Below are 12,255 nucleotides of genomic sequence, written 5' to 3'. Positions count from 1 at the left end.
TTTAATTGAAAAATTAATGTAATATTATGCTAATGTATAAATTATAAGTTTATATATAATGCATGAATAGATTCTATCGCTGTAGTTTCTTTCCAATTTCAGCCTCCTTCCCTAAGGAGGCATTTTTTTGTCGATAGAAAAGTAATGTTCCAATGACTATTGTGTTTATTCAGTTACACAAATGATCATCGTTGACTCTTGAATGAATCTTTCAAATATTTGAGCATGATATTTTATTGGTTAAATAAGTGATGGATCGCCATGATAAATGAAGAAAAGCCTTTGAACTTTGACGACGATAGTGAGCCTCAAGATTTCGAAGATGAAGAATTTATCGATGATAAGAAAGAGGATGAAATGTACAATGCTATTACCAAAGATGGTTCTAGTGTTGATCCTGCGGATGATGGGACGCGTCATATTCGCCCTGAAGACGGTGATCCTATAGAAATTGAAGAGTAATAAAAAGCCCAATTCAATATTGGGCTTTTTATCGTCTGGTGGATGAGAATGAAAATACAATATTTCCCATTTAGAATTGAGCGGATTGATCAAAATCCCCATCTAGAAAATTTAAATAGTCATTGAAATGATTTTTTTCACTTAATAAAAAAGCCCCCATGAATGAGAGCTTTTATGTCAACTCAATCTAGCAGAATAGTCTAAGCTAATATTTGAAATGACATCCAATTAATCTTTAAAAGTATCATTTAACGCAGTTTGAACCGCTTCAACCCGTGCCTTGCAAGCTTTATAGGCGGTCATGGATTCTTCCACGATTTTCATCAAGTTATCAATATCCGGTTCTTGCTGAGATTCGAGCAATTCCGCATTCTTTTTCAAGATGTCATAGCCTTGTTGGAAGCTCAAAGTATCATGATTCATGAGGAAGTACCTGTATAAGTTGTGCTGAGAAAATGCCGTCATGTAATTCGACTTCAACCAGATCGCTGGACTGAATCTGTTGAATAGAGGCAACCACATGTTCTTGCTGGCGCACGATGGCATAACCCTTGGATAAAACATGTTTAGGATTTTGTAGTAGCGTTTCCCGCATCAGGGCATCAAGCTGCTGATTAATCAGCTGGGTATGCTGCTGGGCCAGACTGGTAGTATTGGCCTTGATCTGTTGCAGACGTTGCAGCGCATCCATAATCTGGTTGTTGGCCAGACTTTGAATCAGTTTCAAAAATTGATCATTCTGATTTTGATAAGCTTGAATCTGTTGCTGGGATAAACGCTGAATGCGCTGTAGATAATTCAGAATATCCTGGGTCAGTTTAAAGATATGATTGCGGATTCCGGCAATGGCTTTACTCGGAGTATCAAAGGAGCGATGCGCAATCTCATCCAGAATGGTACGGTCTTTTTCATGCCCGATGCCGACCCATACCGGCACCGAACGCTTGCAAAGCAGGGCAGCCAGATCATAATCATTCAAATAAGCCAGATCATTGACTGCGCCACCCCCTCGTATAATCACAATCAGATCCGGGGCAGTGTTATAGGTCTGAGCCCATTGTTTGAGCGCTTGTGCCAGACTGTACATAATACTTTGCGGGGCGGTATTTCCCTGAAAAGTCGCACTGTGATAGACAAACTCACACACCTGCGCACGCTGTAGTGCATCGGCATCTTTTTTGAAATCTCCCAGGCCTGCTGCATTTTCGGGAGCAATCACCAGAATCCGGTTCAGGTCAAAAGGGCTGGGCAAGTTTTTATTGCGTTGAATCAGTCCTTCAGTTGTCAAGCGCTCAACAATCTGCTGATAACGCCGGGCAATATCTCCCAGGGTATAGCCTGAATCAATTTCAACGATATTTAAAGAAAAACCATACTGCGGATCGAAATTAGCTTTGACTTTAATCAGCACTTTCAAATCACGACTCAGCTCAATCCCGCTTTCACGTTCAAACTGCGTGACAATTTTCTGGGCACTAAATTTCCAGATGGTTGCTCGGCAACTGGCAATGACCTGATCACTATCGACTTCTTTTTCTGCCAGCTCCAGATAATAATGGCCAGCTTTAATACTTAGATTACGAATCTCGGCTTTGACCCATACTGGTGTATCGAAAGTGAGTTTGACCACTTCCTGAACCGTAGCAAGATATTCCTTGAGGGAGAGTTGAGGATCGTCTGTCATGCCAATAGAAAGTTTAAAATTCAATCAAATATTAAATCAATCCAGCACAGATCACAAATCTAAAAGTGAAGTCATATTTGATTGATGTAATGACAATGCAATGCTATTGAGGTGCATAATTACTTGGTTCAGACTATTCATCCGGAATTTTCGTATTTTGTAGAGGTTCTTCTCTTCTGTTTTTCTTGTTCATTGAAAGAAGTTATAGCGTTGAAGTCCTTAATTTACAAAGGTCTTATTTCCATTTTTTAATGAAAAAGTACAGTTAAAAATGTACACAGACTTGTGTCTGGCGAGGACAAGGAAATATGCTAAATTGGTGAAGAATTATTAAAGAAGAATAGGCTCTCATGAAAAAAACAATGCTGTTCGGTTTGCTGGCTGTCGCTTTAAGCGCATGTACCACCACGCCGCAATCTGAGAAGGAAGCTCCTAAAATAGGTTCAGCGAATCCTGCAAGCGCTTATTGTGTCAATCAGGGTGGCAAGCTTGAGATTCGTACTGAAAGCAATGGTCAGGTCGGATATTGCCATTTAAAGAATGGTCAGGTGGTCGAGGAGTGGGAATTACTGCACATGAATCAACCTAAATGTATTGCTGATCAGGCAGCGGCATTGGTGGGTCAGTCCAATTTGACTGAAGCGCAAATCAAGCAGAAAACCAAGGCACAAATTGTACGTATGGTTGAGCCGGGTCAAGCGGTGACGATGGATTATCGTGAAGAACGAGTGACTGTAACGGTGGATCCTACAAGCAAAAAGATTATCCAGGCTTCATGTGGTTAATTACACAAAATGAAAAAGCCCATGAGTGGGCTTTTTTAATTCCATACAACTGGCATTTTGAAATGACAAATCTTCCCCGATCTTTTATATTGCCCCTCGGAAGGAGAAATTCATGAAAAAGTTATTGGCTTTATCGTTTATGCTGGCGCTGGCCGGTTGTGCCGAGAAGAAACCCTTAACCCCTGAAGAGCAGTGGCAAGGTTATTGTCGAAGTGTCGGTAATGCGGCGCGTACCATTATGCTGGATCGTCAGAATGCGATTGAGAAAGAAAAAGCAATCGAGCATGCCAACAAGATCGATGATGAAACCACCAAAGGTTTTATCCTGAATATTATTGATGAAGTCTATGCGATTCCAGCCGAAGAGATTAAGGTAGATGTAAAAGCAGCCCGTGAAAAAGTCCGCGCTGAATTTACTGCAAAGTGTATTGCGACACCGCATGATGAATTACCAGATTACAAACCGTTCTAAGGAACGGTTTTTTTATATCTGGATAAAATTATCCAACCCATATTTCCCATTAAACGTATTTAAATATAAGCATCTTCAAAAGACTAAATAATAAAAATAACCTAAGCAAAATGTACACGTTGTGACAATTTCTAAATCTAAAATATAGAAATACTTATCTTTATATTGAATAATGAATTTAACTCCAATTAACCGAGGAGTAGCACAATATGGAAGTCGTAAGATATTTGCATCATTCTGATCTGCTGCTGGAAGATGAAGAGGGTGTGGTCATTATTGGCGGCAGTCGCTATGTACTCAGCGTCGGTGACAAAGTCGTTTTAAAGAAGATACTAGAACAAGATAAAAAGCTTTATCAGGTTGATATTTCCTTTGCCAGCAATAATCACAGTAGCACCTATGAAGATGAATGCGTGGTGAAATTCCAAGGCTGCCGAGACTCATATCAGCAGTATTTAAACTCGACCACTGTACACTAAGGTGGAGTATCTTTTTAACTTCAAATCAGGCAACATCAGGGTTGCCTTTTTTATGCATTAAATTCAGTTAAAAGGGCCTATTCATGGGCTTGTTTCGTGTGGTGTAAGCTGGAACTGATTATGGAATAATCATTAAGAGCATCATTTAGTTATAAAATAACGAGCATCACGAAGAAACACTTGAGTTGCATTAACTTTTAACTGGAAATTTAGTAAAATTTCGGAGTCCATATTATTTATGAAGCTTAGAATAAGCAGGAATTCATAAGTAATTTTTTAAAAAAGAGGAATAACACTGTGCTAGAAGCTTACCGCCAACACGTTGAAGAACGTGCCGCACTCGGAGTCCCACCGAAGCCACTTGACGATGCCCAAACAGCTGCATTAGTTGAACTACTAAAAAACCCGCCAGCTGGTGAAGAAGCATACTTGGTAGATTTGCTTGAAAACCGTGTACCAGCAGGTGTTGACCAAGCTGCATATGTAAAAGCTGCGTTCTTAGCTGCATTGGCAAAAGGCGAAGCAACCTCTCCACTCGTTTCTAAAGAACGTGCTGTTTATTTACTAGGTACTATGCTTGGTGGTTACAACGTAGCGCCTTTAGTTGAACTTTTAGACAATGCTGAGCTTGCTGAACTTGCAGCTGAAGCATTGAAAAAAACGCTTCTTGTATTTGATGCATTCCATGACGTTGCTGATAAAGCAAAAGCTGGTAACGCAAATGCTCAAGCAGTTATGCAGTCTTGGGCTGACGCTGAATGGTTCACTAGCCGTAAAGACGTTCCTGAAGAAATCAAACTGACTGTTTTCAAAGTAACTGGCGAAACCAACACTGACGACTTGTCACCTGCACAAGACGCTTGGAGCCGTCCAGACATTCCATTGCACGCAAATGCAATGTTGAAAAACGTACGTGACGGAATCAATCCAGAAGTTCCTGGTGAAGTGGGTCCACTTAACCAGATTAAAGAACTGATCGCGAAAGGCAACCAGGTTGCTTACGTGGGTGACGTTGTTGGTACAGGTTCATCTCGTAAATCTGCAACTAACTCTGTACTTTGGTTCTTCGGTGACGACATCCCGCACATCCCGAACAAAAAAGACGGTGGTTACTGCCTAGGTTCTAAAATCGCTCCGATTTTCTTCAACACCATGGAAGATGCGGGTGCATTACCGATCGAGATCGATGTTGCCAACATGAACATGGGCGACGAAATCGTTCTTAAGATCGATCACGCTGCTGCTAAAGTAACTGCGTTCAAAGACGGCGCACAAATCGCTGAAGCTGAACTTAAAACTCCAGTACTTCTAGACGAAGTTCGTGCTGGTGGTCGTATTAACCTGATCGTAGGTCGTGGTTTGACGACTAAAGCGCGTGAAGCTTTAGGTCTTCCAGTATCTACAATGTTCCGTACTCCGGTTCAGCCTGCTGCAACTGGTAAAGGTTTCACTCAAGCTCAGAAGATGGTTGGTCGCGCTTGTGGTCTTCCTGAAGGTCAAGGTGTACTTCCAGGTACTTACTGTGAACCTAAGATGACTACTGTTGGTTCGCAAGATACAACTGGTCCAATGACTCGTGACGAATTGAAAGACTTGGCTTGCCTAGGTTTCTCTGCTGATCTAGTTATGCAATCTTTCTGTCATACAGCTGCGTATCCAAAACCAGTTGACGTTCAAATGCAACACTCGCTTCCTGATTTCATCATGAACCGTGGTGGTGTGTCTTTACGCCCAGGTGACGGTATTATTCACTCTTGGTTAAACCGTATGCTTCTTCCAGATACCGTTGGTACTGGTGGTGACTCGCATACTCGTTTCCCAATCGGTATTTCATTCCCGGCGGGTTCTGGTCTTGTAGCGTTTGCTGCAGCAACTGGTGTTATGCCACTTGATATGCCTGAATCTGTACTTGTGAAGTTCAAGGGTAAAATGCAGCCTGGTATCACTCTACGTGACCTTGTACATGCTATCCCTTACTACGCAATTAAGGAAGGTGACCTAACTGTAGAGAAGAAAGGTAAGAAAAACATCTTCTCTGGTCGTATCCTTGAGATCGACTTAACAGAAATGGAAACTGACCTGACTGTTGAGCAAGCATTCGAACTTTCTGATGCTTCTGCTGAACGTTCAGCTGCTGGTTGTTCTATCACGCTTTCTGAAGAGAAAGTTGCTGAATACCTTCGTTCAAACATCACCATGTTGAAGTGGATGATTTCTGAAGGTTATGGCGATGCGCGTACGATGGCTCGTCGTGTTGAGAACATGGAAAAATGGTTGGCTAACCCAAGCCTGATCAAAGCTGATGCTGATGCTGAATACACCAAAGTGTATGAAATCGATCTTGCAGACATCAAAGAACCTATTCTTTGCTGCCCGAACGATCCAGATGATGCGAAACTTCTTTCTGACGTTCAAGGCGCGAAAATTGACGAAGTATTCGTTGGTTCTTGTATGACTAACATCGGCCACTTCCGTGCAACTGGTAAGTTGCTTGAGAAAGTTCCTGGTGGTGCATTGTCAACTCGTTTGTGGATCGCTCCACCGACGCGTATGGACGAACATCAGTTGATGGAAGAAGGTTTCTATAACATTTATGGTAAAGCTGGCGCGCGTACTGAAATGCCAGGTTGTTCATTGTGTATGGGTAACCAAGCACGTGTAGCTCCGAATACAACTTGTGTATCGACTTCTACTCGTAACTTCCCTAACCGTCTAGGTCAAGGTGCTAACGTTTACTTAGCTTCTGCTGAACTTGCTTCTGTTGCTGCTGTATTGGGTAAATTGCCTTCTCCAGAAGAATATCAACAGTACGCAGCTCAAATTGACAGCATGTCAGCTGACATCTATCAATACTTAAGCTTCGACAAGATGAGCGAATATACTGACGCTGCTAAAGACGTTGATACTAAGAAAATTGCTGCTGCTCAGTTGACTTAATTCTTTGTTAATTAAGCAATAAGCGGTATAAGATAAGGGCTGAGTAATCAGCCCTTATTTTTTATGAAAAATTATTACGAAGAAAAATTTGAACATTTAGCTTTAGAATTTAGTGTGGAAAAAGCTAAAGAAAAAATTGTTAAAGAACTTTTATATAAAAGTACACAACCTAAGATAGGATTATTCAAAAATAAGTTTGATATGTTTTGGCAATCAAATTTTATTAAGTTACTTACAGTTGATGAAGTTCAAAGTGAAAACTACATTTTAGCTTTGAGCCAATATTTGCGATTTGGAGGTGTTGATAAAAATGTCTGTGTAAATTATTTAAAACTAGATGTTCAAAGCTTTATTTTAGCGGTACGTCAGTCTGGGTTAATCCTACAATCAGATCATAATTCTTGGAATGTTTTAAAAGAAATTGATCAAGAAATACAAATCGACGCACTGCATATCTTTTTCCAGACTGTAAAACATTTACAAGCACAATATAAGCATCGATTGGAAATTTATGAAGAGATAAAAAATACAATAAACATTGGTCAAATTACTGCTATGGCTTTTGGCAGTTTATACGCTTATCAGTATTTAATTCCTAATCAAGATTATTTTGCACATTTACCTTATCAATTTGATAGTACTGAAAATAGCTCAGCAGAAACGGTTTGGAAAGCATTTGATCATATTGTCAAAACTTCTAGAAAAAATACTAAAAAATTAACAGAACAATCGCTAGCATTGGCATTGAGAAATAAGTTAATGCCTTTCTTGATTGGTGAGGGTATGAGTGTACTTCTTCAAGATCAGTATGAGTTTTATAAAAAGCTTGTAGCTATCAAAATTGAGATCCTTAACTATAAAAGAAATGTACTAGAGTCATTCTGTTTTGATAAGCAAGTAAATTTCAAGCTGAACAACTCAGAATTGATTTATACTAATTCAAAAGAGAAAAAGGATAATTGGTCGGAGAAAAATGCTTTATTGATAAGTTATTGGTTAGGTGTAGGGGCTGAAAAATTACTAAAATCTGACGCAATTTATAGCATCATAAATACAGGTGATAATTTAGAAGCTAATGCAATTGCATTGTCAAAAGCCTTTGGTATTCAAGAGCAGTTAGCCCAAGTTTATGGGATTACAGAATTCAGTATCAATCACCAAAAGCTCAATGCTTTTGAAACAATGATTACCATGACTTTATCACAAGCACATTATTTAAAGGATCATATTGAAAAATTTATGCGTTTTTTACCTAATTCTGAAGGTAATTTAGATGCATTAACACAGCTTACTATGCATGGTTTTGTAATTGGCGAAAATAGAATGCCTTTTACTTTCGCTAAAAGAGAAGAGAAGATAAAAAGAATGTCTTCATGGGTTCAGGGGGCTTCTAATAATATAAAAAAGAAAAAAATGGATGAGATTCTAAGTTTTTGGAGTTGTGATTTGTACGACAATGATGATGTGTCTACATTCCAACAAAAACCATTTTATAAGATTGATGACTTTATTTTTCAATTTCCATGGCTTACAGCATATCAAAATTTAAATACTACTATGACCAACTACTTTCGTAAATTACATAAAAATAGATTTGAATTGAAGGGAGAAACTAATCAGATTGAGTTAACTCTAGCAGAAAAAATGCATGATTTAGGTTTTGAAGTATTTCCTCAACTTGTTCCTGAATTTAAAGATGTTGGTGAAATTGATTTAATAGCAATTCATGGAAATCATGTCATTGTGGCAGAAGTGAAATCTACATATATAAGAAGTAGTATTCAGGAAATTTATGAATATAAAAACTTCACCTTGAATAAAGCTAGTTATCAGTTGGATAAAAAAGTTGAGTATATTAAAAAATATTTTTTAAAAGAGTTCTTTGATGACATAAGTGAAGTCGTACTTCATACTTGGATTATTGATACTACACTAGAGTTTGATCATGAATATTTTGGTGATCATTTAAAAGTATCTTTAGATGAAGTCATCATTACATCAAATTGTGAATCTGAATTTATGCAAAAACTTGTTGATGAGCAATTTTATATTGAAAAAGATGAAGTGAAAATTGATCCTATCCAATTTTTAGAATCAATTGAAAAAAATACATTTTGGTCAAAGCAATTGGGTAACTACGATTATTACATAGAAAAAATGCTGAATAAATTTGCTTCTTGATAAGGTTAGAATTTTTCTTGGTTACGCTTTACAGTATTTTCAATAAATCGTTTAATCACCACATATTTTAGTGATGTAAAAGTTGATCTAACCAAATGGCAAAACAATCCCGATTCCTCTGTATTGGTGGCTTCCTCAACGGAACGCAGGTCAAAGACCAAGGTGACAGCTTTGTCTGCGTCGAAAAAGGCAAAAATGTCACCTATACCAAAAAGGAAATATTCCATCCTGATTCATGGGATCACGACTACTACGTTTGTGAAACGACCACAGACAAACAGGCACGAAATTGGGTCTATGACATTGAGTCAAAATAATATTTAATTCGATAAAGAAAAACATGGGTTGACGTTATCATCAGTCCATTTTATATCCGTTTTAAAATATTCAGACAATAAAAAGCCCCATGGTTAAGTGCTATCCCAAATAGCTGAATTATAATAATATTCTATGGGGATGTTTAATAATACTATATAAAACAACAAATTAAATAAAAATGAATAACATGATCTACTTTAAAAACTTCTTCTTAAATCCATTCTAATTGAACATATTGGACGCTTTGGACGAAAAATAAGTTAAGATGAAAGACTATTTACGCCAAGATTACGCCAGAAATGAAACTACCAAAAGCAAGGAAACGTGGAGAGTCATACCGTATTGAACTGATGTTTAATGGTAAGCGCATTAGTGCTACGCGAGATACTGAAAAGGAATGTGAGCAATGGGCCATGCTCAAAATTCTAGAATTGAAAACAGAGCAAAATAAAAATCAGAGCGAAGTCAAACAACACTATCCATTTTCCGCATTAATGCATAAGTACTATGAGGAAATTGGAAGGCATAAGAAATCTAGCCGAACCATTAGAATCTCAATCAAGCAGTTTCTTGATACCTATCCTGTCATCTCTGAAATGTCGGTGCACGATATTACGCCACAAATTCTGACTGACTGGCGCAACTCAAGACTAAAAAGTGTGAGTGTTGGTACTGTGCTTCGTGATATATCTTTATTTTCTGCCATCTTTACCTATGCACAGAAAGAACTCTTCCTTATTGAAAGTAACCCATTCTCCATGGTTAGCAAACCATCTCAGCCAAAATCAAGAAATCGACGCATAAGCAATGCTGAAATTAATTTGGTGCTAGAAGCTCATAATTATGAGAGAGGGCAGATTCCAACTGAGATACAACATTTTATCGCTTGGGCTTTTCTTTTCGCCATTGAAACAACTATGCGGCAAGGGGAGATACTATCTATTAAAAGGTCGAATATCCATAAAGACTATATCCATCTGCCTGACACCAAGAATGGCCACTCGCGTGATGTGCCGTTAATGGATAGTGCGAAAGAATTATTAAAACTAATTCCAGACAATGGGTCTGACAAGCTAATTGAAATAAGCAGCAGCACTTTTCAAAATACGTTTAGTAAAAGGGTGAAAAAAGCAAATATTAAGGAGTTGCATTTCCATGATACCCGACATGAAGGAATTACCAGATTGGTTAAATTAAGAAAGGTGCCAATTGAGATTCTAATGAAAATTACCGGTCACAAGACTGCCGGTATTTTGATTAACACTTATTATAATCCCACAGCAAGCGAAATCAGTGAGATGCTGAACGGGTCTAATTGACCCGTTTTGATCCGCGCTTATTTCTTTGTGGCTTTGATAGAATCATCATGGCCACCTTGGTTTCATAAAGATGCTTACCTTCAGTTCCTTGGTTATAACCTTCAAGCTTTTTGATGATTGTGGTTTTGGTTAATCCATATTTTTCAACCAACCACGACACTGGAACCAAAGCGGGCAAATCCTCCATCTTAAGTTGAACAATTTTCCCACCAAAGATGCTCTGTCCAAGATAAAGCTGAGGCTCAACATCAGCCTCGACAGTAATGGTGTACTTAAGTGCTCCCATCATTCACCTCCGGTCTTTTCTCTAAGCTCTCACGCCAGTTACCCTTAAACGGCTCAATCCATTTCCTGTGAGGAAAATAAATAAAATCGCTGTGATGTATGAATTTCCCCCATTCTTTCTGTATTGGCTCTACATCGTAACCAAAAACTAATCCGTTTGAGTCTGTAGCAATCCATTCAACTCCATCCGGCACGTTTGACCAATCGTATTTATTCACGACACCTCTCCCAAACTCTTCACCACACTTTCCGGCAACCCAAATACTTCGCGGAATGCCTTATCAAATTCACCGCTTGCAATGAATTGATCAATGCAGTTTTCAGGCTTCTGGTTCTTTGCGATGTAGCTGCTCAATGCCTGATATATACCGTTTGAATTTCCCTTTGTTACACCGACATGAATCTTGTCACCGATGTTCTTGACTGGAAATCCAACATCAAGATTTGAAGCATCAATGATTTCCATAAATGGCACAAATTCACCCTGATTAAAAATCAGATCAAATGGCATTTCTTTATGCAACTCATCACAAACATAGTTAGCCAATTGAAGTTTGGTTAATTGAATTTCAGTCATCACGCCACCTCATAGAAGCGCTTGGCTTCTTCAAAATTTGATGTGGTAAGTGGTGATGAGCCTTTTTTGTAGCATTTAACAATCTCACCATATTCAAAAACTTTGCATGCTGTTGGTAGGTCAAAGCACTGGTACATCGGCTCTTTAAACCAATTTTCTGTATAAAACATTTGTTCCTGGTGTTCTTCAGCTGTGCCTTCCCATTCTTGAACCTGAAAGTATTCATCAAATGATTCGATCATGAACTGATTGCCTTCAGCCTTAGTCATTGCTCTGTAACGAGCCAAAGCACGTTCAGCAATTTCTTTTGATACGGCAGGTGACTGCTCATGCGGACTATCATCTTCAGGGCAGATTCCTACGCACCACAATTTATTCTTTTCCATCACGCCACCTTCACATCTAAATAATCAGGGTTATCCAGGTGCTCTTCATATTCATGAAATAGCACCTGACATGCCGCATTACCTGTTAAATCTTTCTTTAAGAGCACGTAACTCAGTGTCTTGCGTGTGCCTTTGCCGCTAAATGTCGAGCTGCCATCCGCAAGTTCATTTTTGGCATAACCCAATTTTTCTAGCCAAAGCTTAAAGCCCACTTCATGCTTCTTTTTAATTCTGAAGATCATCTGTACCCCCAGGTGTTCGCAAAATTTCGAAGGCAATCATCAATACCGAATAGGTTGATGTTGCGGTAAGTTCTAACCCGACCTTTGTGCTGCACAAGCAGCACGCGGGTCATTGAAGAGTAGGAGTA

General features: G+C 38.8%; 15 protein-coding genes. 8 read left to right on the top strand and 7 right to left on the bottom strand.

Features of this window, described 5'->3' with window-relative positions; all coding sequences use genetic code 11:
- Window positions 1-261: 261 nt before the first annotated feature.
- Window positions 262-462 (top strand): hypothetical protein, encoded by a 201-nt coding sequence (locus ACTL4S_RS04060; protein ID WP_005103446.1) that lies wholly within the window; start codon window positions 262-264, stop codon window positions 460-462.
- Between the two features lie 228 nt (window positions 463-690).
- On the opposite strand, the gene xseB is transcribed toward ACTL4S_RS04060, so the two are convergent.
- Both xseB and xseA read right to left on the bottom strand, forming a co-directional pair.
- A complete protein-coding gene (gene xseB / locus ACTL4S_RS04055; protein WP_005103445.1) occupies window positions 691-885 on the bottom strand; it encodes an exodeoxyribonuclease VII small subunit in 195 nt (64 codons plus the stop codon).
- Entirely contained in the window at window positions 875-2,146 is a 1,272-nt protein-coding gene (gene xseA, locus ACTL4S_RS04050) for an exodeoxyribonuclease VII large subunit (RefSeq protein ID WP_243475164.1), read from the bottom strand. Before xseA ends, xseB begins: the two co-directional genes overlap by 11 nt.
- Before the next feature lie 350 nt (window positions 2,147-2,496).
- On the opposite strand from xseA, the gene ACTL4S_RS04045 reads away from it, so the two are divergent.
- The 7 genes from ACTL4S_RS04045 to ACTL4S_RS04015 all read left to right on the top strand — a co-directional run bounded on the left by ACTL4S_RS04045 (window position 2,497) and on the right by ACTL4S_RS04015 (window position 10,637).
- Window positions 2,497-2,931 carry an I78 family peptidase inhibitor gene (locus ACTL4S_RS04045; protein ID WP_441298804.1) on the top strand — a complete coding sequence of 145 codons (435 nt, stop codon included), beginning with the start codon at window positions 2,497-2,499 and terminating at the stop codon, window positions 2,929-2,931.
- A gap of 112 nt (window positions 2,932-3,043) precedes the next feature.
- Window positions 3,044-3,403: a hypothetical protein gene (locus ACTL4S_RS04040; protein WP_005103441.1), complete on the top strand. Its 360-nt coding sequence runs from the start codon at window positions 3,044-3,046 to the stop codon at window positions 3,401-3,403.
- Window positions 3,404-3,612: 209 nt separating this feature from the next.
- A complete protein-coding gene (locus ACTL4S_RS04035) occupies window positions 3,613-3,882 on the top strand; it encodes a hypothetical protein (RefSeq protein WP_004645372.1) in 270 nt (89 codons plus the stop codon).
- 297 nt (window positions 3,883-4,179) lie between these two features.
- Window positions 4,180-6,819, top strand: coding sequence for a bifunctional aconitate hydratase 2/2-methylisocitrate dehydratase (locus tag ACTL4S_RS04030; protein ID WP_005252103.1), 2,640 nt, complete (start codon window positions 4,180-4,182; stop codon window positions 6,817-6,819).
- 63 nt (window positions 6,820-6,882) lie between these two features.
- A complete protein-coding gene (locus ACTL4S_RS04025; RefSeq protein ID WP_441298803.1) occupies window positions 6,883-9,000 on the top strand; it encodes a hypothetical protein in 2,118 nt (705 codons plus the stop codon).
- A 95-nt stretch (window positions 9,001-9,095) separates the two neighbouring features.
- Window positions 9,096-9,317, top strand: a complete 222-nt coding sequence (locus ACTL4S_RS04020) for a hypothetical protein (protein ID WP_004278743.1) — start codon at window positions 9,096-9,098, stop codon at window positions 9,315-9,317.
- A gap of 300 nt (window positions 9,318-9,617) precedes the next feature.
- Complete coding sequence (locus tag ACTL4S_RS04015) at window positions 9,618-10,637, top strand: tyrosine-type recombinase/integrase (RefSeq protein WP_416680605.1); 1,020 nt, start codon at window positions 9,618-9,620, stop codon at window positions 10,635-10,637.
- On the opposite strand, the gene ACTL4S_RS04010 is transcribed toward ACTL4S_RS04015, so the two are convergent.
- Genes ACTL4S_RS04010 through ACTL4S_RS03990 form a run of 5 tightly spaced genes read right to left on the bottom strand, consistent with a single transcriptional unit; the run spans window position 10,630 to window position 12,127 of the window.
- Complete coding sequence (locus ACTL4S_RS04010) at window positions 10,630-10,926, bottom strand: hypothetical protein (protein ID WP_228129707.1); 297 nt, start codon at window positions 10,924-10,926, stop codon at window positions 10,630-10,632. The two genes, ACTL4S_RS04015 and ACTL4S_RS04010, sit on opposite strands and share 8 nt — an antisense overlap.
- Window positions 10,910-11,140, bottom strand: coding sequence for a hypothetical protein (locus ACTL4S_RS04005; protein WP_441298802.1), 231 nt, complete (start codon window positions 11,138-11,140; stop codon window positions 10,910-10,912). Before ACTL4S_RS04005 ends, ACTL4S_RS04010 begins: the two co-directional genes overlap by 17 nt.
- Window positions 11,137-11,499: a hypothetical protein gene (locus ACTL4S_RS04000; protein ID WP_441298801.1), complete on the bottom strand. Its 363-nt coding sequence runs from the start codon at window positions 11,497-11,499 to the stop codon at window positions 11,137-11,139. Before ACTL4S_RS04000 ends, ACTL4S_RS04005 begins: the two co-directional genes overlap by 4 nt.
- Entirely contained in the window at window positions 11,499-11,885 is a 387-nt protein-coding gene (locus ACTL4S_RS03995; RefSeq protein WP_441298800.1) for a hypothetical protein, read from the bottom strand. Before ACTL4S_RS03995 ends, ACTL4S_RS04000 begins: the two co-directional genes overlap by 1 nt.
- Window positions 11,885-12,127, bottom strand: a complete 243-nt coding sequence (locus tag ACTL4S_RS03990; protein WP_005171476.1) for a hypothetical protein — start codon at window positions 12,125-12,127, stop codon at window positions 11,885-11,887. The genes ACTL4S_RS03995 and ACTL4S_RS03990 overlap by 1 nt, the downstream gene beginning before the upstream one ends.
- Window positions 12,128-12,255 lie beyond the last annotated feature (128 nt).

This window comes from Acinetobacter lwoffii, assembly GCF_052078135.1.
GTDB lineage: Bacteria > Pseudomonadota > Gammaproteobacteria > Pseudomonadales > Moraxellaceae > Acinetobacter > Acinetobacter lwoffii_Z.
The sequence above is the reverse complement of the archived record's forward strand: the minus strand, read 5'-3'. Positions and strand labels throughout refer to the sequence as shown.